Below are 21,293 nucleotides of genomic sequence, written 5' to 3'. Positions count from 1 at the left end.
CCGCCGCGAGGTATACCTCGGCCGTGGTGGCGACCACGGCGCTGGAGACGCTGCTGCCGGACTCGCCCCTCCGAAGGCCGGTGGCGAACGTGCTCGCCGCGGGGCTGAGCGTCCTCGACCTCGTCGCGTCCGGCCGCGAACGGCAGAGGTGGCTCGGGCCCGTCTACCTGATGAAGGTCGCCGGCGGGCACGCGGGGATTCCGCGGCAGTCGACCCGCGTGCGCCGGTGGCCGTGCCGTCAGGCGGGCGCCCCGACGTCGGACTGGATGAGGCTAGGCCCGAGTCCGGCGGAGGGCATCGTCGATCACGACCGTCGTCTCGGCCTCGGCATCGACCAGCGGCAGAACACGCGCCGCGCAGTCGGCCGTCTTCCTCTCTACCGCATCGAGCCCGCCGTGGGCGTGTGTCCCGGCGAGACGGCGGATCCCCCGCCTCGCTCGAGGAGACGGGGGATCCGAGGTAGGTGTCGGGTCGGCCTCGGTCAGTAGGCGTCGCCGCGTTTGCGCTCGTCCCAGCGGTTCTCCATACGCTGCATGAAGCTCGAGGAGCCTCCCCGCGTCTTCGGAGTACGGCCGCGACCGGTGCGACGGCTGCGGCCGGTCGAGGTGTCGGTGAGGGTGCGGCCGCCCGCCCCGAAGGCCCAGGCGACCCCGGCGACCATGACGGCGAACCCGGCGCCCCCGAGCCAGATGAGCTTCTGGCTGACCCCGGCGACGATGAGGGCGAGGCCGACGAGCGCGATGCACAGGCCCGTGATGAGGCGCTTGCGCGGCGGGCCCCCGCGGCGCTTCCCCTTCATCTGCGAGGCGAACTTCGGGTCTTCGGCGTAGAGCGCGCGCTCCATTTGCTCGAGCAGCTTCTGCTCGTGCTCGGACAGTGGCACCGTGACCTCCTTCATCCAGGACGGCCCATCGAGGAACGGAACAGGGGCCGAGGTCACTGTGGACAACGCCGCCGCACCTCGGAAAGTTCCTGGCATCGGTGGATCGGCCAGACTGCAATTCACCGATGAGATCAAGAGTACGGCCCCATCGGGGGTCCTGGTAAGTCGAGCGGTCGGCCCTCTGAAGAGGGCCCGTCGCGGGAGGTCTGCGGGCCGACGAGCGAGGCGGGGCGGACGGCCCCGACGCCGAACCTGGCCCGTGCTCGGTCCATCGCGAGGTCGGCGTCGCGCCAGCCGTGTTCGGGCTCGTCGAGCAGCCCCTGAACGGGGGTGGCCGAGACGTCGGTGAGCCCTTCGAGGCGCACCCCGACGAGGCGGATGCGGGCACGTTGCAGACCGAGGGCGTCGAACAGGTCCTTGGCCGCGAGGTAGATGTCGCGGCCGACGTCGGTGCTCTCGCGCAGGGTGCGTGACCTGGTGATCGTCGTGAAGTCGGAGAACCGCACGCGGATCGTCACGGTGCGTCCGGTCATCCCGGCGTCCCGGGTGCGGCCGCCGACCTTGAGGGAGAGCCCGAGCAGACGCCGATGGATCTCGCGGGGATCGTCGATGTCGGCGGCGAAGGTCTCGTCGGCCCCGATGCTCTTCTCGGTGCGAGTGGGGGTGACCTTGCGAGGATCTCGTCCCCAGGCGAGGTCGTGCAGGGCGGCACCGTGCTCCCCCAGCGCCTTGCGCAGGGTCGCGACGGGGGTGTGGGCGATGTCGGCGACGGTGGTGAGGCCGAGGCGGACGAGCTGCTCCTCGGTGCGATCCCCCACCCCCCACAGGGCGCCGACCGGGAGCTGTTGGACGAAGGGGACGACGTGCTCGACGGGCACGACGACCATCCCGTCGGGTTTGGCGAGGCCGGAGGCGAGCTTGGCGACGAACTTCGTGGGCGCGACCCCGACCGAGCAGGTGATGCCCTGCTCGTCGGCGACGGTGTCGCGGATCGCGGCGGCGATCGTCGCGGGTGAGCCGAGCCGGCGCACCGCGCCGGAGACGTCGAGGAACGCCTCGTCGAGCGAGAGGGGCTCGACGTAGGGCGTGATCTGACGGAACGTCGCCATCACCGCGCCCGAGATGCGGGAGTACAGCCCGTGCTCGGGCGGCAGGACGGTCGCCTGAGGGCACAGTCGGCGGGCCCTCGACATCGGCATGGCCGAGGTGACCCCGAACTCACGGGCCTCGTACGTCGCCGAGAGGACGACTCCGCGGTTGCCGCCCCCGATGATCACCGGGGTGCCGACGAGGTCGGGGTGGGAGAGCAGGGTCGCGGAGGCGTAGAAGGCGTCCATGTCGACGTGGAGGATCGTGCACCCGGTGTCGTCGAGGTGCTCCGGCTGCTCGGGGCGGGCGAACCGGCGACGGCTCATGGGATCACCCCCTGGGCGGGTCGTGCGAGGTGCCGGCGCGAGTGGTCAGTCGGCGCGGACCGCGAGGACGTGCAGACCCGCACCGAGACGGCCGAGGAACGCCGCGGCCTGACGCTCGGCGACGGCCTGTTCGAGGGCGAGCAGACTCGCTCGGTCGGCCTCGGAGTCGAGATAGGCCGAGGGGACGAGGTCGGTGAACACCCGCACGCCCTGGGTCGAGACCGGGGTGAGGCCGCTCGCGACGAGGCGTTCGTGGATCTCCTCGACGTCGAACCGGCGCGGCAGCGGGTCGGTCGGGCCCCAGCGCCCGTCGGTCGAGACGAGCGCCGTGCGGGCCGCGTCGAACTGGCCGGCGAGCGCGCGGGAGAGTACGGCCGCGAGGCGCTGGGCGACGAGGAGGCTGACGACGCCACCGGGTGCGAGGGCGTCGCGCAGGGCCGCGATCGTCGCGCTCGGGTCGTCGACGTACTCGAGTACGCCGTGGCAGCAGACGAGGTCGACGGGCTCGGCGACGGCCTCGCCGAGAGTGTTCGAGTCACCCTGGAAGCCCCGCACACGCTCGCCGACGCCGGCCTCGCCGGCGCGCCGGTCGAGCGAGGCGAGCGCATCGGGGCTGGGGTCGACGACGACGACGTCGTGGCCCGCCTCGGCGAGGGGAACCGCGAACCCGCCACTGCCGCCACCGAGGTCGAGCACGCGCAACGGGCGACCCAGCTGCTGCTGCTGTCGCCCGGTCGAGGCCGCGACGACCTGCCACACGGCGGCGGTGCGGATCGACGAGTCGACACCCGTCCGACGGATGCGCTGGTCCTCGGGCATGCGGGTCCTCCGGTGCGGCGGTATCGGTCGAGGCCCACCGTGGGTCGCGTCCCTGCTGTGGGCCCCGCTGTGGGTCGTGGCCCCACTCTAGAGCGTCGGGTCCTCATCGCCCGGCGCTGCCCGGGCTGGCGTGCCACAGCTTGCGCGAGGGGGTGCGCCGGGCCCCGGCCACGGCGGCGAGATCGTGCCCGGAGCGCACCGAGCCCCCCGCCGGGGCGATGTCGGCGTACGGCGACTGGGTGAACCCCGAGGGGTGTCGCAGCACCCGCCGCGGGCGGGGCCGTGCCTCCGGCGCACCCGCTGCACCCGCGACGGTGAGCGGGGTCATGACCGCCCGCGCCGCCTCGACCCCGCCGGCCGACCATGCCTCCCACACCTCGGTGAGGTCGAAGGCCGCCGTGGCACGCAGCGACACCCCGCGTGGCCCGGTACGCCGGGTCACTCCCCGCACGAGCAACAGCCAGTGGTGGAACACCGTCATCGCGTAGTCGCCCTGGACGTCTTCGAAGAACGTCGCGTCGACGGGGCCGGTGGAGTCGTCGAGGGTGGCGAACACGACCCGGCGGCCCGAACGCACGGGCGGGGTCTGGGTCGCGACCTTGACCCCGGCCACGAGGATGTCACTGCGGGTGCGAACCTCGCGCAGGTCACGAGCCCGCACGACGCCGAGGTCGGCGAACATCGGTTCGTACGGCTCGAGCACGTGGGCGCTGACGTCGAGCCCGAGCACGTCGAGCTCGGCCTGCACCCGCTCGGCGGCGTCGAGCTCGGGCAGCCCGGTCGCGGGAGTGAGCACCGGCCCCATGTCGAGGGCGAGCTGCACCGTGCGCGCTTCGGCGTCCTGGGCCGGCGCCGCCCCGCGGGACTGGGCCGCCGCCCGCGAGCGCACGTCGGCGGACGGGGTCTCTGCCGCGCGACCGCGCCGGGCGCGGCCACTCCCCCGTTCGGCCGCGCGGTTCCAGCGGTCGAGTTCGGCGACGTGGAGCAGCAGGTCGCGCCGCGTGATCGAACCCCGCCGGCCGAGGCCGGCGCGGGAGGCGACGTCGATGCCGTAGAGGTCGTCGAACGCCCCGGCGAGGACGAGCCGTTCGAGCACCGCCTGGTTCGGCCGCGCCCGCCGCGCGAGATCCTCGAGACCCGAATAGGGCTGACCGGCGACGATGCGCGAGACCTCCTCCGCCGAGATGCCCTTGACGTCGGCCAGGCTCACGCGGATGCCGAACACGGGCGGGTCGTCGCTCTCGTCGCCGTTCTCGTCGTCGTCGCTCTCGTCGTTCTCGCTTTCGTCGTCGTTCTCCCCCTCCTTCCTCACGTCCTCGTCGAGACCGCCCGTACCGGTGGCACCTCCCACCCGCTCGATCCGATAGGTGTCGCCGGAGGCGTTGGCGTCGAGACCGAGCACGGGGATGCCGTGTGTACGGGCGTCGTCGAGGATGAGGCGCTTGGGGTACATGCCGGGGTCGTGGGTGAGGACGCCGGCGAGGAACGCCGCGGGGTGATGGGCCTTGAGCCAGGCGCTCTGGTAGGTGGGTAGCGCGAACGCCGCGGCGTGCGCCTTGCAGAACCCGAAGCTCGCGAACGCGGCGAGCACCTCCCAAATGCGGTCTCGATCCTGCGCCGAGTAGCCGCGGGCGGTGGCCTTCTCACGCCACCACGTCTCGACCTGGTCACGTCCGGCGATGCTGCCCAGGGCACGGCGTACCTCGTCGGCCTCGGCGAGACTCACGCCCGTGGTCACTGCGACGATGCGCAGCACCTGCTCGTGGTAGACCACGACCCCGCACGTCTCGGCGAGCGCCGGCTCGAGGCTCGGGTGGAGGTACTCGGGCTCGCTCCACCCCTGCCGGGCGCGCAGGAACGGGGAGATCATGTCGGACTTCACCGGCCCGGGCCGGAACAGCGAGATGTCGATGATGAGGTCGTCGAAGGTCTCGGGGCCGAACTTGCCGACGAGCTCTCGCTGGCCGGGGCTCTCGATCTGGAAGCAGCCGAGGGTGCGGGTGGAACGCACGAGCTCGAACGTCGCCTCGTCGTCGAGCGGCACGCAGGAGCGGTCGTCGAGGTCGACGTGGACCCGCTCGACGCGGGCGATCTCGTCGACGGCGTACGCCATCGCCGACTGCATGCGGATGCCGAGCACGTCGAGCTTGAGCAGGCCGAGGGCCTCGACGTCGTCCTTGTCGAACTGGCTCATCGGAAACCCGAGCCAACTCGCCTCGACCGGAGTGCGGTCCAGCAACCCGAGGCCGGAGAGCACCACCCCGCACGGGTGCAGTGCGATGTGACGCGGCAGGCCGTCGAGACGCTCGACGAGTTCGAAGAGCACCTCCATGCGGGGCGCGGTAAGCCCCATGCCGGAGAGCTCGGGCAGCTCGGCGATGGCCGAGCGGGCGTCGCGGGCACGGATGTGGGGAAAGGCCTTGGCGATGACGTCGACCTCGACGGCCGGAAGACCGAGCGCCGAACCGACGTCGCGGATGGCGTGGCGCACCCGGTAGGTCTCCATCATCGAGACGCACGTGACCCGTTCGCCGCCGAAGTGATTGAGGATGCGCTCGTACATCTCGGTGCGGCGGGCCGATTCGATGTCGATGTCGATGTCGGGCAGTTGCGCCCGCAGCGGGGTGCAGAACCGCTCCATGAGCAGGTCGTGCCGGATCGGGTCGATGCCGCTGATGCCGAGCAGGTGGTTGACGAGGCTGCCCGCCCCGGAGCCGCGGGCGGCCACCCGCACCCCGGCGTCGCGAATGAGGTCGCAGACGAGCGCGACCGTGAGGAAGTACGTCGCGTAGCCGAGGGAGGCGACGACGCCGAGCTCGTCGTCGAGGCGGTCGGTGATGCGACGCAGCTCGGCCTCGCCCGCGTGCGGGTACCGGGTGGCGAGGGCTCCGCGGCACCGGTGCGCGAGCACCTGCTGCGGGTCCTCCCCCGGTGCGAGCCCGAGCACGTCGGCCTCGGGCAGGTGGATCGAACCGAGCCCGATGTCGCGTCGTGGATGCTGCACGCATTCGCGCGCGACGGCGACGGTGACGTCGAGCAGCATCCGCGCGTCCCGGGGGCTTCCGGTGATGCGCTCGGCGATCGCCGCCATGCGCGGGGCCGCCGCGAGGTGCCCGGCCGTGCTCACCCGGTCGAGGTGGCGCTCGTCGAGGATCGTGAGCCGCCGCGCCGCGTCGAGTACGTCGACGGTGACCGCGCCCTCGGGCGTCACGTGCCGCACCGCGCCGGTGAGGACGCACGGCACCCCCACGTCGTTCGCGAGTCGCCACAGACGGCGGGACTGGGACGCACTGCGGATCTGCCCGGGCGGCGCGTCGTGGCAGGTGAGCTCGACGACGAGTGCGTCACCGAGCAGCGTCTTCCACCGCAGCAGCAGCTCGCGGGCACGGTCGGGGCGATCGAGAATCACCCGGCCGACGTCGGAATCGGGGCCCACGAGCACGAGCAGCGGCGACGGCGCGCCGGCCGTCTCGGCCGTCTCGCCCGTGAGCGGCGCGGCCGCCGCGGACGAGGCGGAGGCCCAGGAACCGGCCTCCCGGGTGAGGACCGCCTCGGCGAGGAGGCGCGGTGTCACCCGCGGCCGCCCGCGTTCTCCGCCGCCGGGAAGGTCGGGTCGCAGGTGGGCCGCGGTGACGAGACGGCACAGGGCCGCCCAGCCCATGCCCGGGCCGATCCCCGCCCCCGCCCCGCGGGCGAGGACGACGACTCGCGGCGCCCGGTCGTCGACGAGCTCTCCGCCACGCACCGGGGTCCGCGGCGCCGAGGACCGGGTCGGGACGGAAGGCGACATGCGCGATCGTCGTCGGATCGCGTCGGCATCCTCGCCGGGGTGACCGTCGTGCTCGACGGCGAGGTCGACGCCCAGGACGGGGTCGATGCCCGCCTCGTCCGCGGCTCGCACGAATCTGACCGCGCCGTACAGCCCGTCGCGATCGGTGAGCGCGAGGATGCCCTGCCCCGCGGCCGCCGCGGCCTCGACGAGAGCACCCGGTGATGAGGCGCCGTAGCGCATCGAGAAACTCGAGGCGACGTGCAGGTGCGCGAACGACGCGCCCGCCACGGAGGGTGCGCCCCCCGTTCGCGTCGCGGGCCCCGCGTCCTCGGCTCCCCGAGCGCCGATGCCGCTCGTCGCTGCCGCCATCTCTGTTCCCCCTCACGGATACTCGTCGGTGATGCCGCCGCTGCGACACCTCACCTGTCGCGCCTGCCGAACAGACACGCTGTTCGCGGCGTGTCGATGCGCCACCGTGTGGCGTCTCGATGTCTCGATGTGGCGGTGCCTCGCCACGCGTTTCATCCCCGCCCGGCGACGACCAGCCCCTGCTCGGCGACGTGACCGTCGAACGGGAGCCCCAGTGCGGCGAGGGCGAGACCGTGAAAGGTCTCGGCGTCGCGCAGCAGATCGTCGGCCTCACGCGGACTCGCGATCTGCCCCGCCTCGAGCGCGCCGCGGCGTTCACCGCAGAGGGCGAAGTAGTCGGCCCATTCGGTGAGTTCGGGCGCGAGGGTGGCGAGCACCGTCCACGTGTCGCGCATCGGAGCCACGCCGCGGCCCCTGCCCCGCCCAGGATGCCGACTCGTTCGGGCCGGGGTGCGATCGGCGACGACGGCGGCGGCCGAACGCAGGGTCGCGAGGTGGGCGTTGATGTAGCGGTCGTTGGTCGTCTCGCTGCGATGAGCGAGGACGAGGGTGGCGTGGGCGCGATCGAGCAGGTCGAAGGTGGCGGTGGCGGTCATGCTCGGGCCTCTCTCACGGGTGACTGGATCTGGCGAACATGGAGGTCGGGAACGGGACGGATGGGAGCGCCGGCCCGAAGCGCGCGGCGGTCCAGAGGCGGACGACGCGGACGAGGCGGACGGGGCCTGCCGATGAAAAGGCCGGCGGGTCAGTCACCGACGCGCAGAAGACGCCACTGACGGCCACGGGCGAGGTCGTAGACGCCGACGCCGGCTCCCCGGGCGACGGCGCTGACCCGCCACACGTGCTCGTCGAGCAGGTCGGGTTCGAGCGCCCACGCCCCGCCGTCGGAGGCCAGGGCCCGACGCCACCACGGTTGCCGCAGGACCCACCGGTCGTGCACCGCATCGACGTCGTACACCCGCCCGTGCCAGATGAACCGGCGCGGGCTCGCCTCGTGCTCGGGGACGCCCTCGTCCGCGGTCTGGACCTGTACCGGCTCGTCGTACCTGCGCACGGTCACCCCTCCTTGCTCTTTCGGGCCTGCTCTTTCGGGCCTGCCGCGCCACCGCCTCGAATGCCTCGGGCGGGGTTCTCGGCAGGCGAAACGGCAGCAGCACCGCATTCATGAACACGTGTTCGAGTTCGAACGATTGTTCGATGAAAGAAGGTTACACCCCGCCACCGACAACCTGTCAACAGTGACGAATGCGCTGGTCAGCGGCGTGTACCCAGCGATGCGTACACATGCACGAACGTCCTTTCCAGACGCCCCGACCCTGGGACCGTCAGCCTGCCCACCGCGTGTCCGACGCACTCCACCGATGGACGCCGGCAGCCCCCGCGCAGGGGTGTCGTAGGCTCGGCGGAGCCACGAGGAGGTCCGGTTGTCCACTCACGAGCCACGTACGTCTCCCGACGTGTTCCGGCCCGCGGCGCACGAGACCGCGGAGTCGAGGGGTCACGGCGACGTCCTCGATCTCGACGCGTTCCGCGCCCTCATCCAGGCCGAGCTCGACGACGAGATCACGCGGCAACGCGGGGTCCTGGCTCCGCTCGGCAGCGACGTGGTTCCGCTCGTCGACGCCGTCGCAGACCTCCTCGCCGGCGGCAAACGGCTGCGGGCGGCCTTCTGCGAGTGGGGTTATCGCGGCTTCGGAGGCACGCACACCGACGGCATCGCCACGGTGGCCGCCGCGATGGAGATGTTCCAGGCCGCGGCACTGCTCCACGACGACGTCATGGACGACTCACGCACCCGTCGCGGCCGCCCGACGGCGCACGTCGCGTTCGCCGACGAGCACGTCACACGCGGCTGGGCCGGCCCTCCCGAGCGGTACGGGCTCGCCGGGGCCGTCCTCGCCGGCAACCTCTGCCTCGTGTGGTGCGACGAGATGTTCGCCCGTGCCGGCCTGCCGGACGACGAACTCGTTCGCGCGCGGGTCGTCTTCGACGAGATGCGCAGCCATCTCATGGCCGGGCAGTTTCTCGACATGCACGTCGCCGTGACCGGCTGGACCGACCTCGACGAGGCCGCGCGCGTCGCGCGCAGCCGGTCGGTCGTGCGCTACAAGAGCGCCCAGTACAGCGTGGCGCATCCCCTGCTCATCGGCGCCGGCGCCGCGGGGGTGTCCGATGCCGATGCCTCTCACCTGCGCGAATACGGTCTCGCGCTGGGTGAGGCCTTCCAGTTCCGCGACGACGTGCTCGGAGTCTTCGGAGACCCCGCCGCCACCGGAAAACCCGCCGGCGACGACCTGCGCGAGGGCAAGCGCACGGTGCTCCTCGCCCTCGCGCTCGGGGCCGAGGACTCCCCCGGCGCGCGGCTCCTGCGAGAGCGGGTGGGCGACCCCGACCTCACCGAGGACGAGATCGCCTCGATGCGGCAGGCGATCCTCGACGCCGGCGCCGTCGAACGGCTCGAGCGGCTCATCGACGCCGGCACCGCCACCGCTCGGGACCACCTGGCCCAGGTCACCGGCCTCACCTCCGAGGGCCGCGCCGCGCTCTCCGCCCTCGTCGACCTCGCCACCCGTCGCGACGCCTGACCGGTCGCGTCGGCGTCAGAACCGACGTCAGAACCGACGTCAGAACGCGGTCTCCATGGCCCGGCGCCGAACCTCGGTCTTCTGCCCGGCGAGCAGGGCGCTCATGGGAGCGCCGTCGCCGACGAGTCCCTCCTGCGGGGTGAAGAGCCACGTGAGGAGCTCGAGGTCGTTCATGCCGCCGTCGGCGAGCACGACGATCGTCCCGTGCAGGTTGGCGAGCGGACCCTCGGCGGTGACGAACGCGGCCGGGATGTACACGGCGTTGTTGGGGCCGCGGCGTACGGCGACGAACTCGCGATCCTTGATCTGGGTGCGCACGGCCGAGAGCGAGACGCCCTGCAGCTCGGCGGCCTCGGGCACGGAGATCCAGGCGTCGACGAGGGTCTCCAGCCCGGCGAGCAGGTCGGCGTCGGTGGGGAACTGCTGATCGGTCACCCCACCAGAGTGCCAGAGCGGCTCCGCGCGCCGCACAGCCGTCGACCGCACCGGGCGCCCTAGACTGCCGACCGTGGCGAGCGTGGAGCAGGACGAGCTCGTCGGCCGCACGGTCGACGGCCGCTACACGGTGCTCACCCACATCGCCGACGGCGGCATGGGCAGTGTCTACGCCGCCCTCGACACGCGCCTCGACCGTCAGGTCGCCCTCAAGGTCATGCGCCCCGACCTCGCCCGCGATCCCGATTTCGTCACCCGGTTCCGCCGCGAGGCGCGGGCCGCGGCGAGGCTCTCGCATCCGAACGTCGTCGCGGTCTTCGACCAGGGCGAGGACGACGGCCTCCTCTTCCTCGCGATGGAGTTCGTCGACGGCCAGACCCTGCGCGACCTGCTCGCCGACCACGGAGCCCTCACCCCGCGAGAGGCCCTCGACATCGCCGCCGACGTCCTCCAGGCCCTGCAGGCCGCCCACCGCAAGGGCATCCTCCACCGCGACATCAAGCCCGAGAACGTCCTCGTCTCGTGCGACTCACACGACTCACACGACCCGCACGATCCGCACGACCCAGACGACGACGACTCCCCCGAGCCCGGCGATGAGCACTCAGACGACGGCGTTGGCCGACACGACGGAGCCCGCGGCGGCACCTCCGGCCACCGCCACGTCAAGGTCGCCGACTTCGGGCTCGCCCGCGCGATGGGGACGAGCACCGCCACGGGACGCACGGGCCCGCTCCTCGGCACCGTCGCGTACCTCGCCCCCGAGCAGGTCGAGCACGGCCGCTCCGACGAACGCACCGATCTCTACACCGCCGGCCTGGTGCTCCACGAGATGCTCACCGGCACGCCCGCCGTCGAGGGCGACTCCCCCATCCACATCGCCTGGCAGCACGTCAACGGCACCCTGGCACGGCCCTCGGATCAGGTACCCGAACTCCCCGGCGCCCTCGACGAACTCGTCGCCCGCGCCACCCGCACGAACCCCGACGATCGCTACGCCACCGCCGCAGACTTCCTCGCGGCCGTGCGCACCACCCGGCTCGGGCTGCCGACGCAGGTGCTCGACCACCGCCCCGACCGGATGGAGGCCACCGGCGCGGCTGCTGCCGAGGAGGCCCACGAGAAGTCCTTCGCCGGGGTCGGCGCCGTCACGCGATCCCGCGAGCAGCACCTCACCCGTCCCCTCCGCCGCGAGACGCAGACGATCCCCCGACTCGCGCGCTCCGGCTCGTCCGCGGCCGCCGCCGGAAACCCCGCCACGACCGCCTCCGGCCCGGCCGAGAACACCGACCCGTCACCCCCGGACGCCCCCGACGCCACCCGACGACACGGCCGCCGCACCGCGCTCCTCCTCGCTCTCGCCGCGGCCCTCATCGCCGCGGGCGGCGCCGCGTACTGGTGGTTCGGGCCTCCGGGAGAGCGCACCGTCCCGACCCTCACCGGTCTCGACACCGTGGCGGCCGAGCAGGCGGTGCGCGACAACGACCTCGTGCCGGTCACCGAGCAGCAGTTCTCGGAGACTGCGCCGGCCGACTCGGTGATGAACACCGACGTGCAGCCGGGCACGGTGGTGCGCCGAGGAACCCCCGTGACGATCGTCGTGAGCAAGGGTCCCGAGCGCTACGACGTGCCCGACGTCACCGGTCTCGGGGTCGAGCAGGCGAGAGCCGCCGTCACCGAGGCGCATCTCGCGCCGGCCGCCACCGTTCGAGAGGTCTACGACGACGAGGTCCCGAAGGGCGAGGTCGTCCGCACCGAGCCCGCCAAGGGCACCTCGTCCAAGCCCGACACCACCGTCACCCTCGTCGTGAGCAAGGGACGCCAGCCGGTGCCCGTCGACGACATCCCCGGCATGCCGTTGGCCGACGCGCAGGCCCGGCTCGAGAAGTTCGGCATCACCGTCACGGTCGCCGACGAACGCGTCAACAGCCGCACCGTGCCCGCGGGCTCGATCGTCTCGACCTCTCCCACCGGCACCCTCCACAAGGGCGACGAGATCACCCTCACCGTGAGCAAGGGCCCGGTCATGGTCGCGGTGCCGCCCGTGCAGGGCCTCAGCGAACGCGAGGCCGTGGCCAAGCTCAAGAATGCGGGGTTCGAGGTCAAGGTCAACCGCATCCTCGGCGGCGTGCTCGGCCTGGCCCGCTCCACCGAGCCCCAGGGCGCCACCGCTCCCCAGGGCAGCCGGGTCGTCCTCAACGTCGTCTGATCGAGATCACCCGAGCGAAGCGCCTGGAGAGTCGCCTCACTCCTGGTGGGCGTACCGCTCCTCGCGCCACACGTCACCGGTGAAGTGATAGCCGCGTTCCTCCCAGAACCCGCGCTGCGGTGTGGCGAGGTACTCCAGCGCCATGAGCCACTTGGGCCCCTTGAACCCGTACAGGTGTGGGAGGACGAGCCGCATCGGCCACCCGTGCTCCGGTGCGAGGGGCTCGCCGTCGAGATGGGTGGCGAGCAGCGAACGCGACGACAGCAGATCGTCCACGGTGATGTTGGCGTGGTAGCCGTACGCCGCCGACGCGAGCACCCACTGGGCCTCACGCGCCGGCGGCGCGAGCTCGACGATCGCCCGCGCGGGGATGCCTCCCCAGACGAGCCCCGTCGTACTGCGTCGTGACACGCAGTGGTGGTCGGCGCGGACCTCGATGTGCGGCAGCGACTCGAGATCCGCCCATAGCAGCCGTGTCATCGACCCGTCGACCGTGGCCCCTTCGATCGTCAGGGACCACGAGGCGAGGTCGACGCGCGGCACCCGCCCGTAGTGCATCGGGCGTAGCGGCACCTCCCGCTGCCCGGGCGGCAGCGGGGTCGGGTCGCGTAGCTCGTCGAGCGGATCGCTCACGGCGCCGGCTCAGTCCCCCGGCTCGTCGGCGGCGATCCCGCCGGTGCGCTCGGCGAGCATCTCGGCGACGACGAACGCCAGCTCGAGGCTCTGCTGGTGGTTGAGCCGCGGGTCGCAGAGCGTCTCGTAGCGTCGCTCGAGGTCGGCGTCCTCGAGGTGCATGACTCCGCCGAGGCATTCGGTGACGTCGTTGCCGGTCAGCTCGACGTGGAGGCCGCCGGGGTGGGTGCCCACCTGGGCGTGCGCCTCGAAGAAGCCCCGCACCTCCTCGACGATGTCTTCGAACCGGCGTGTCTTGTACCCGTTCTCGGTGGAGAACGTGTTGCCGTGCATCGGATCGCACACCCACGTGGGCAGGTGACCGGAGGCCTTGACCGCCTCGAGGATGGGCGGCAGCGCCTCCCGGATCTTGTCCTGCCCCATTCGCGTGATGAACGTGAGCCGGCCGGGGTCGCGATCGGGGTCGAGCCGCTCGAGCAGCTCGACGGCGTCCTCGCCCGTGGCCGTCGGCCCGAGCTTGACCCCGATGGGGTTGGTGATGCGCTCGACGTAATCGAGGTGCGCGCCCTCGCGCTCACGGGTGCGCTCACCGACCCACAGGAAGTGCCCGGAGGTGCCGTAGGGGCGCCCGGTGCGCGAGTCGATGCGGGTCAGCGGCTTCTCGTAGTCGAGCAGCAGCGCCTCGTGACTGGCCCACACGTCGACCCGGCGCAGCGCCTCGAAGTCGACACCGCACGCGTTCATGAACCGCATCGCGCGATCGATGTCGCGGGCGATGCGCTCGTAGCGCTTGTTCGCCTTGTTCGACATGAACCCGCGGTTCCAGTCGTGCACGTGCCGCAGGTCGGCGAAGCCACCCTGGGTGAACGCGCGCACGAGGTTGAGCGTGGCCGAGCTCGCGTGGTAGGCGCGCAGGAGTCGCTGGGGGTCGGGGGTGCGCGACGCCTCGTCGAACGCGAAGTCGTTGACCATGTCGCCGCGGTAGGCCGGCAGCTCGACGTCGCCGCGCGTCTCGGTGTTCTTGCTGCGCGGCTTGGCGTACTGCCCGGCCATGCGCCCGATCTTGACCACCGGCAGGCTCGCGCCGTACGTGAGCACGGCGGCCATCTGCAGGATCGTCTTGACCCGGTCACGGATGTTGTCGGCTGTGGCCGACGCGAACGTCTCGGCGCAGTCGCCGCCCATGAGGACGAACGCCTCGCCGCGGGCCGCGTCACCGAGGCGACGGCGCAGGATGTCGCACTCGCCGGCGAACACCAGCGGCGGATAGGTCGACAACGTGCGCTGTGCGGCGGCCAGCGCGTCGGCGTCCGGCCACACCGGTTGCTGGCGTGCGGGCAGGTCGGCCCAGGTGAGGGTGTCGTTCGCAGTCACCCGGCCAGGGTAATGGGAGCCGGCGCACGCCAAGCCCACGGGTTCGCCCACCGGGCATACATCAGCGATCGAGGCGGGTTTCCCCCGGGGACGGCGCCGGGCCGGCAGGGGCTCAGCCCGTTTCCTCGGCGTCGACGATGCCCTTGGCCACGGCGTACCGGGCGAGCTGCACCCGGTTGTGCAACTGCAGCTTGCCGAGGGTGTTCTGCACGTGGTTCTGCACGGTGCGGTGGCTGACGACGAGCGTCTCGGCGATCTCGCGGTAGCTCATGCCCGTGGCGACGTACCGCAGGATCTCGGTCTCCCGCGGCGTGAGCTCCGGCGCCGGATCCTCGGCCACCGGTTCGACGGCCAGCCGGCGGAACTCCCCGAGCACGAGGCCGGCGAGTCCGGGGGTGAACACGGCCCGGCCGTCCGCGGTGCGTCGCACCGCGTCGAGGAACTCCTCGCGGCTCGCCGACTTCACGAGGTACCCCGTCGCCCCCTCCTTGACGGCCTGCAGCACGTCGTCGGCCTCGCCACTCGCCGAGAGCACGAGGATCCGCACCTCCGGCACCGCCTCCTGCAGGCGGCGACACACCTGCACCCCGTGCACCACGGGCAGGTTGAGGTCGAGCACGAGCACGTCGGGGCGCACGGCGATCGTGCGGTCGATGGCGGCCCGCCCGTCCGCGGCCGTCGCGACGACCCGCATCCCGGCCGACTCCAGATCCCGGGCCACCGCGTCCCGCCACATCGGGTGATCGTCGGCGACGACCACGGCCGGCGCCTGTCCCGCCGCTGTTGCCCCGCCCGCTCCGTCGTTCGCGTCGGTCATCCGGTCCTCTTCCTCTCGTGGGTCTCGACCTGCTGCCCCTGCTCGACGCCCCCGGCACTCCCCAGCGGCTCGGAGGTGCCCGCGGGTGCGGACACCGGCGCCCGCAGCACGACCTGCGTGCCGCTGCCGGAGGACGTGATGTCGGCCCGGCCGCCGAGATCACGCATCCGGCTGACGATGCTCGAGCACACTCCCAGACGCCCCTCGTCGCGAGCCTGCGCCAGCCGCCCCGGCGGTATGCCGACCCCGTTGTCGCGAACGGTGACGACCACCTCGGAGCCGAGGCGCTCGAGCAGGATCCAGGCGCGGGCCTGCGGGCCGGCGTGCCGTTCGACGTTGTCGAGCGCCGCCGTCACGGCTGCGTCGATCTCTCGGGCACGGCCGCGAGGCATGACGACACGATCACCGGTGTCGACGACGCTGACCCGATCGCCCGCGTGGGCGGTGAGCAGCAGGGCGAGATCGGCCGTGCCGCCGTCGGCCTCACCGGTTCGGGACGAGCGTGCAACGGGATCGACGGGCACGCGGAGGAGCTCACGCAGGTTGCGCTCCTGCTCGGCGGCCAATCGGCCGAGTTCACCGGTCTCGCCGCCGATCTCGAGGCCGCGGCGGTGGACGAAGCTCAGCGCCTGCAGCACCCCGTCGTGGACGCTGCGCGCCAGCCGCTCCCGTTCGAGCGCCCGCGCCCGCACGGCCTCGGCCTCCTGCGCGATGCGGTGTCCCTCGCGCACGAGCTCGGCGCAGTAGCCGACGAGCGAGCCGAGCAGCAGCAGGATGACGATGTTGTGAAAGGTGATCGCGTTCGGCGTGCGCACGAGCACGAGGTCGGCGATCGCGATGGCGAGGGCCGCGCAGGTACCGCCCAGTGGGCCGCCGAGCACGGCCCACGACAGTACGGTCGCCGAGGGCCACATGCCCGGCACCGTCGGCGCCCCCGCCTCGATGACCGCGGTCGAATCCGTCCAGCCCGAGGCGAGGATGCCGCCCACGCCGATCGCGAGCTCGACGGCGAGCCACCCCGCCGTGCGTCGACGGACGAACAGCGTGGCGAGGGTCCAGGCGGCGAGCACCGCGAGGATCGTCCAGCCCACGGCCGGATGCTCGACCTGCTCGAGGCGACCGACGTACTGATGCACGACGTAGATCAACACCAGCGGGCGCAGCAGATCGAGCGCCGACCAGAACGCGAGGATGACGCGCGCGTCCGCCGGGTCCGCCGTCGACGCCTCCGCGACGGACGGCATCCACCGCCCGGGCGTCATCCCGCGGGCGGGGTCGCAGGAGGCGGTGCGTCGCCCGAATCTGCGGAGTCGGGCGTCGAGGCGCCGGCGGCTCCACGAGCTCCGGGAGCACGGTCGGCGTCCTCCGCACGCGCGGCCCGCCGTCGCTGGACCTCCTCGCGGGCCGCGGCGATGAGCTCCTCGGCCCGCGCCTGCGCCTGCGCACCCTCGGCCTTGGCCGTGTTGACGAGGTTCTCCGCAGTGGCCTGGGCCCGTGCCTGCGCCTGTGCTCCTTCGGCCTTGGCCGCCGCCACGAGGTGCTCCGCCTTGGCGGCGAGCTGCTCCTTGGCCTGGGCGGCGAGGCGTGCCTTGACCGTGGCCGCGTACTCGTCGACGTACTCCTGACCCGACAGCCTCGCGAGCGCCGCCATGATCTCGTCGGTGACGCGACGGAGCACCTCGCGATCTCCGGCCTGCCCGGCGTACTGCGAGAAGTCCATCGGCTCGCCGAAGCGCATCCCCACCCGCATGATCCTCGGAATCTTCTGGCCGGTCGGCTGAGCCTTGTCGGTGTCGATCATCGCCACCGGGACGACGGGGACCCCGGCCTTCAGGGCGAGCCTGGCGATGCCGGTCTTGCCCCGGTAGAGGCGGCCGTCGGGAGACCGCGTGCCCTCGGGGTAGATGCCGAACAACTCGCCCCGGCGCAGCACCGCCAGACCCGCGTCCATCGCCACCTGGCTCGCGGCTCCGCCGGAGCGGTCGATGGGGATCTGCCCCGTGCCGCGGAAGAACGCGGCCTTGAGTCGGCCGATCAGCCCCGGCTGGGTGAAGTAGTCGCTCTTGGCCGGAAACGTGATCCGCCGCGGGCACATGAGCGGCAGGAAGATCGAATCGCTGAACGAGAGATGGTTGCTCGCGAGGATGGCCGGGCCGTGCGCGGGAACGTTCTCGGCCCCCTCCACCCACGGGCGGAACAGCAGGCGCAGCACGGGTCCGATGAGGACCAGTTTGAAGAACCAGTACAACATCGAGAACCTCCTGATCGGCCGGGCAGACTCTACGGTACGGAACTCCGGAGCGCGCCGAGCGATCAATCGAGAGCGCGGCGACGCCCGATGTCGTGGCGATGGAGTGGCGGTGCGGTGGCGACGGAGTGGTGGCGCGACCACGAGGGGACGGGGGTGCACCGCGGCCGCCCGCCGAGAGATGGTCTCTGCAAGAATCGACCCGGTGGGAGGTGCACGATGACGACGAGCCCCGGCGGCGGTGAACGCGACGACATCGACGCGCTGTTCGCCGACATCGTCGCCCGCTGGGACGACCCGCCCGACGAGGCTCGAGCAGGCGCTTCGACCGAACGGCCGGCACCGCCTCTCGACCCCGCATCACCGCGACCGCGCGACCCCGCGGCGGGGCACGACCCCTCGTCGGCCGACGCCTCGTCGGCGGACTCGCCCCCGGTATCCGATGTCTTCCCGGCGTCCGATGTCTCTCCCACGTCCGAGGCCTCCCCGACGTCCGACGTGTCTCCGACGTCCGGCGCGACCCCGGCACACGAGCCGATGCCCCAGCCGGCCGAGACCGCTGCGTGGCGGCAGCACGTTCCGCCGGAGGACGACGACGAGGAGGGGTTCGTCCCCCCGCCGCCCTCACCACTGCCGCCGGTGCTCACCGACTGGTCGTTCTACCTCGCGCTCGTCGGTCTCGTGGGCGGGCCGCTGTGGCTGCTCTACCTCGTGTTCGTCACGCCCACCGAGCACCGACAGATGTGGGCCGCGGGTGCGCTCACCATCGCGGGATTCGTCACGCTGGTGCTGCGCCAGCCCCACGATCGTGACCCCGACGATGACGACGACGGAGCCCGCGTCTGACCCATCGTGCAGGATCGAGCTCAGGTCCCCCCGCGGGCGAGGTCGGCGGCGCCGATGAGCCCGGCATCGGGCCCGAGGGCGGCCTCGACGATGCGCGCCTCGGGACGGTACCCGCGCCCGGGTAGGCGTCGGCGGTAGCTCTCGCGGGCGGGCTCGATGAGCAGTTCCCCCGCCGCGCTCACGCCGCCGCCGATGACGAAGATCCCCGGGTCGAAGGCCGCCGCGAGCCCGGCGATCCCCACCCCGAGCCAGTGGCCGATCTCGGCGAGCAGCTCCCGGGCGGTGGGATCGCCCTCCCGGGCCGCCTCGGTGACGAGCGGGCCGGCGAGCCGGGACGGATCGCCGTGCACCCGCGCGAGCAGATCCTGCGCGACGGGCGAGCGCGCCGTCATGAGGCCGCGGGCCTCCCGGACGAGCGCGTTGCCGCTCGCGTACTGCTCCCAACAGCCGCGGTTGCCGCACTCGCAACGGATGCCGTCGGGCACGACCTGCATGTGCCCGAACTCTCCGGCGATGCCGAACTGGCCGCGCCGCAACTCGTTCTCGATGATCAGCGCGCCACCGATGCCGGTGCCGAGGGTGATCATGACGACGTGGCTCTCGTCGCGAGCCGCGCCGAAGCGGGATTCGGCCCAGGCGGCCGCGTTCGCGTCGTTGTCGACCGTGATGGGTCGGCCGATGCGCCCACCGAGGGAGTCGCGCAGCGGCTCGTCGCGCCACGACAGATGCGGTGCGAAGACGACCGTCCCCCGGTCGGCGCCCACGAACCCTGCGGCACCGATGCCGACGGCCTCGACCTCACGGCCCTCACCGTCGGCCCAGGCCAGCAGCTCGTTCACGGCGTCGGTGATCGTGTCCTCCACCACCCGCGGGCTGCTCGAACGATCCGGGGTGTCGCGCCGGGTGCGGTGCAGGATGACACCCTCGGCGTCGACCAGTCCCGCGGCCACCTTGGTGCCGCCGATGTCGACACCGATCGCCAGTTCGTCGTTCACCGGCGGCCCGCCTCCCTCGCGAGGGCGGCGGCGCCCATGACCCCGGCGTCGTCGAGCAGGCCGGCGAAGAGCATCGTGCCGTAGGGGCGGAATCCGCGTCCGGTGATGTTCTCGGCGAACGCCTCGCGCGCCGGCTCGAGCAGCAGGTCACCCGCCGTCGAGACGCCACCGCCGATGAGGATGATCTCGGGGTCGAGCACGGCGGTCAGCGACGCGGCGCCCGCGCCGATCCATCGTCCGAGCTCCGCGATGAGACCGATCGACGCCGGGTCCTTCTCCATCGCGGCCGCGGTGATGTCCTGCCCCGTCAACGCGGAGGGATCGCCGCCGCACATCTCGGTGAGGACGGCCGCCTCGGGCGCCCCGGAGTCCACGAGCCGGCGGGCCGACCGAAGCAGCGCCGTCCCCGACGCGTACTGCTCCAGGCAGCCGTGCACTCCGCACCCGCACAACCGGCCGTCGGGCACGACGCGGATGTGCCCGACCTCGGCCCCGACACCGAACGCCCCACGCAGGAGAGCACCGTCGGTGACGATCCCGCCGCCGACCCCCGTGCCGATCGTGAGGAAGAGCAGGTCGTTCGCCTCCGCCGCGGTGCCGTGGACGAACTCGCCCCACGTCGCGGCGTTGGCGTCGTTCTCGAGTACGACGGGCAGCCCCACGAGGTCGGCGAGCCGTGCCCGCAGGGGCTCGTCGCGCCAGGCGACGTTGGGCGCGAACAGCACCCGTTCCCGCGCCCGATCGAGAAAGCCGGCCACGGCCACCCCGGCCCCGGCCACATCGTGGTCGGCGGCGAGTTCGGCGGTGAGATCCGCCGCCGCCGCGACGATGCCCGCGGGATCCTGCGCCGGCGTGTCCCGGCGTCCGCGCGTCAGGATCGTGCCGTCCTCCTCGACGAGCGCACCGAGGATCTTCGTGCCGCCGATGTCGAGTCCCACCGTGATCATGCCTGCTCCTCGTATCGCTCCTGCACGTGTCGATCTTGTCGATCTTGCGGATCCCCCAGACCCTGCGGATGCGGTGAACGCCACGGGCCTGGCCGCGGCGGCCACTCCTCCTGCCGCCCCTCCGGTCGCTCCCCCGGCTCGCCTTGCGCGGATCGCGCCCGGCTCTCGGCCCCAGCCTCCTCGACGTGGTCGGCGAGGACTCGCAACCCGTCGGAGACGAGGGCAGTCGCGTCGGCGAGGTTACGCAGCAGCTCGGGCCCGCGCTCCTGGATCCAGCGCGACGCCACCGTCGCGCGGCCATCAGGCGTGCCGTTGGCCTCGTCCGTCTCGTTCGTATCCGTCGGGCCGGCCTCACGCCCCCAGGCCCGGCCCAACGCCTCGGCGAGCAGCTCGGCCTCGCGCTCGACGGCCGAGGCCCCCTCGCCGCTCATCCCTCGACGCGCTGCTTGAGGCCCGTGAGCGCCGTCGAGACGATCTTCTGCTCGGCCTTGCGACGCAGCATCCCCGGCACCTTCATCGCGGTCTCGACCGACATCGTGTAGGTGACGAGGGTGCCGTCACCGTCGGGAGCGATGACGTAGCTACCGTCGAGCGCTTTGAGAGCGTCGGAGCGCGCCAGCGTCCACGAGACCGTGCCCGCCCCGTCTACGTCGACGTCCCACGTGTAGTCGAGGGTGTAGCGCTCGCTGGAGAACCCCGCGTCGACGAGGAACTCGACCTGCAGCGGCCACGACTCCTCGTCCTCGGTGAGCACCGTGACCTCCCGCATCCCCGCCGACCACTCGGGGTAGGACTCGACATCGGCGACGACGTCCAGCACCTCACCCGGGGGTGCGTCGATGCGGATGGACTCCTCGGTGCGTGACGGCATGACCGTAGGCTATCCACCGGCGCGCCGGTATGGTGACGCGACGTCGGAGCCGTCCGGCCTCATCCACTCCCCCGC

20 protein-coding genes are annotated in these 21,293 nt (G+C 72.4%); 4 read left to right on the top strand and 16 right to left on the bottom strand.

The features are described 5' to 3' along the window. Positions 1 to 23: 23 nt before the first annotated feature. Positions 24 to 488 carry a hypothetical protein gene (locus tag BN1197_RS13810; protein ID WP_040160655.1) on the top strand — a complete coding sequence of 155 codons (465 nt, stop codon included), beginning with the start codon at positions 24 to 26 and terminating at the stop codon, positions 486 to 488. Here the strand turns inward: BN1197_RS13810 and BN1197_RS13805 are convergent. The 6 genes from BN1197_RS13805 to BN1197_RS13780 all read right to left on the bottom strand — a co-directional run bounded on the left by BN1197_RS13805 (position 482) and on the right by BN1197_RS13780 (position 8,318). Beyond that, positions 482 to 883 carry a DUF3040 domain-containing protein gene (locus BN1197_RS13805; RefSeq protein WP_040161352.1) on the bottom strand — a complete coding sequence of 134 codons (402 nt, stop codon included), beginning with the start codon at positions 881 to 883 and terminating at the stop codon, positions 482 to 484. The genes BN1197_RS13810 and BN1197_RS13805 overlap by 7 nt on opposite strands. Before the next feature lie 131 nt (positions 884 to 1,014). Then, positions 1,015 to 2,298, bottom strand: a complete 1,284-nt coding sequence (gene dinB, locus BN1197_RS13800; RefSeq protein WP_052466759.1) for a DNA polymerase IV — start codon at positions 2,296 to 2,298, stop codon at positions 1,015 to 1,017. 45 nt (positions 2,299 to 2,343) lie between these two features. Further along, on the bottom strand, positions 2,344 to 3,117 hold the full coding sequence (locus tag BN1197_RS13795; protein ID WP_040160653.1) for a methyltransferase: 774 nt from the start codon (positions 3,115 to 3,117) through the stop codon (positions 2,344 to 2,346). Positions 3,118 to 3,220: 103 nt separating this feature from the next. Continuing rightward, positions 3,221 to 7,258, bottom strand: a complete 4,038-nt coding sequence (locus BN1197_RS13790; RefSeq protein ID WP_082043917.1) for a DNA polymerase III subunit alpha — start codon at positions 7,256 to 7,258, stop codon at positions 3,221 to 3,223. 152 nt (positions 7,259 to 7,410) lie between these two features. Continuing rightward, the gene (locus BN1197_RS13785; protein ID WP_052466758.1) at positions 7,411 to 7,854 is read right to left on the bottom strand and encodes an SAV_6107 family HEPN domain-containing protein; all 444 of its coding nucleotides are present in this window, start codon (positions 7,852 to 7,854) and stop codon (positions 7,411 to 7,413) included. A gap of 149 nt (positions 7,855 to 8,003) precedes the next feature. Next, positions 8,004 to 8,318: a DUF6504 family protein gene (locus tag BN1197_RS13780; protein WP_052466757.1), complete on the bottom strand. Its 315-nt coding sequence runs from the start codon at positions 8,316 to 8,318 to the stop codon at positions 8,004 to 8,006. A 364-nt stretch (positions 8,319 to 8,682) separates the two neighbouring features. On the opposite strand from BN1197_RS13780, the gene BN1197_RS13775 reads away from it, so the two are divergent. Next, positions 8,683 to 9,843, top strand: coding sequence for a polyprenyl synthetase family protein (locus BN1197_RS13775; RefSeq protein WP_245851946.1), 1,161 nt, complete (start codon positions 8,683 to 8,685; stop codon positions 9,841 to 9,843). Between the two features lie 39 nt (positions 9,844 to 9,882). Here BN1197_RS13775 and BN1197_RS13770 read toward each other — a convergent pair whose 3' ends face one another. Beyond that, entirely contained in the window at positions 9,883 to 10,278 is a 396-nt protein-coding gene (locus BN1197_RS13770) for an Rv2175c family DNA-binding protein (protein WP_082043915.1), read from the bottom strand. A 73-nt stretch (positions 10,279 to 10,351) separates the two neighbouring features. On the opposite strand from BN1197_RS13770, the gene BN1197_RS13765 reads away from it, so the two are divergent. Further along, positions 10,352 to 12,487, top strand: a complete 2,136-nt coding sequence (locus tag BN1197_RS13765; protein WP_040160651.1) for a Stk1 family PASTA domain-containing Ser/Thr kinase — start codon at positions 10,352 to 10,354, stop codon at positions 12,485 to 12,487. A gap of 36 nt (positions 12,488 to 12,523) precedes the next feature. Here BN1197_RS13765 and BN1197_RS13760 read toward each other — a convergent pair whose 3' ends face one another. From BN1197_RS13760 to BN1197_RS13740, 5 genes are all read right to left on the bottom strand, one after another. Then, positions 12,524 to 13,120 carry a molybdopterin-dependent oxidoreductase gene (locus BN1197_RS13760; RefSeq protein ID WP_040160649.1) on the bottom strand — a complete coding sequence of 199 codons (597 nt, stop codon included), beginning with the start codon at positions 13,118 to 13,120 and terminating at the stop codon, positions 12,524 to 12,526. 9 nt (positions 13,121 to 13,129) lie between these two features. Beyond that, on the bottom strand, positions 13,130 to 14,494 hold the full coding sequence (locus BN1197_RS13755) for a class II 3-deoxy-7-phosphoheptulonate synthase (protein ID WP_052466756.1): 1,365 nt from the start codon (positions 14,492 to 14,494) through the stop codon (positions 13,130 to 13,132). A gap of 112 nt (positions 14,495 to 14,606) precedes the next feature. Continuing rightward, complete coding sequence (locus BN1197_RS13750; RefSeq protein ID WP_052466755.1) at positions 14,607 to 15,311, bottom strand: response regulator; 705 nt, start codon at positions 15,309 to 15,311, stop codon at positions 14,607 to 14,609. Continuing rightward, complete coding sequence (gene macS / locus BN1197_RS13745) at positions 15,308 to 16,555, bottom strand: MacS family sensor histidine kinase (RefSeq protein ID WP_052466754.1); 1,248 nt, start codon at positions 16,553 to 16,555, stop codon at positions 15,308 to 15,310. The genes BN1197_RS13750 and macS overlap by 4 nt, the downstream gene beginning before the upstream one ends. 14 nt (positions 16,556 to 16,569) lie before the next feature. After that, positions 16,570 to 17,562 (bottom strand): lysophospholipid acyltransferase family protein, encoded by a 993-nt coding sequence (locus BN1197_RS13740; protein WP_082043913.1) that lies wholly within the window; start codon positions 17,560 to 17,562, stop codon positions 16,570 to 16,572. A 216-nt stretch (positions 17,563 to 17,778) separates the two neighbouring features. On the opposite strand from BN1197_RS13740, the gene BN1197_RS13735 reads away from it, so the two are divergent. Beyond that, the gene (locus tag BN1197_RS13735; protein WP_052466753.1) at positions 17,779 to 18,405 is read left to right on the top strand and encodes a hypothetical protein; all 627 of its coding nucleotides are present in this window, start codon (positions 17,779 to 17,781) and stop codon (positions 18,403 to 18,405) included. Between the two features lie 20 nt (positions 18,406 to 18,425). Here the strand turns inward: BN1197_RS13735 and BN1197_RS13730 are convergent, their stop codons facing one another. From BN1197_RS13730 to BN1197_RS13715, 4 genes are read right to left on the bottom strand one after another with little or no spacing between them, the layout of a single operon-like run. Further along, positions 18,426 to 19,400 carry an ROK family glucokinase gene (locus BN1197_RS13730; protein WP_040160647.1) on the bottom strand — a complete coding sequence of 325 codons (975 nt, stop codon included), beginning with the start codon at positions 19,398 to 19,400 and terminating at the stop codon, positions 18,426 to 18,428. Beyond that, positions 19,397 to 20,347, bottom strand: a complete 951-nt coding sequence (locus tag BN1197_RS13725) for an ROK family glucokinase (RefSeq protein ID WP_040160645.1) — start codon at positions 20,345 to 20,347, stop codon at positions 19,397 to 19,399. The genes BN1197_RS13730 and BN1197_RS13725 overlap by 4 nt, the downstream gene beginning before the upstream one ends. Then, positions 20,344 to 20,778: a hypothetical protein gene (locus tag BN1197_RS13720; RefSeq protein ID WP_040160643.1), complete on the bottom strand. Its 435-nt coding sequence runs from the start codon at positions 20,776 to 20,778 to the stop codon at positions 20,344 to 20,346. Before BN1197_RS13720 ends, BN1197_RS13725 begins: the two co-directional genes overlap by 4 nt. Then, positions 20,775 to 21,218 carry an SRPBCC family protein gene (locus BN1197_RS13715; protein WP_040160640.1) on the bottom strand — a complete coding sequence of 148 codons (444 nt, stop codon included), beginning with the start codon at positions 21,216 to 21,218 and terminating at the stop codon, positions 20,775 to 20,777. The genes BN1197_RS13720 and BN1197_RS13715 overlap by 4 nt, the downstream gene beginning before the upstream one ends. Between the last annotated feature and the right edge of the window lie 75 nt (positions 21,219 to 21,293).

The organism is Mobilicoccus massiliensis, from assembly GCF_000826525.2.
GTDB lineage: Bacteria > Actinomycetota > Actinomycetes > Actinomycetales > Dermatophilaceae > Mobilicoccus > Mobilicoccus massiliensis.
Note: the sequence above shows the minus strand (reverse complement) of the source record. Positions and strands in the feature narration are given on the sequence as shown.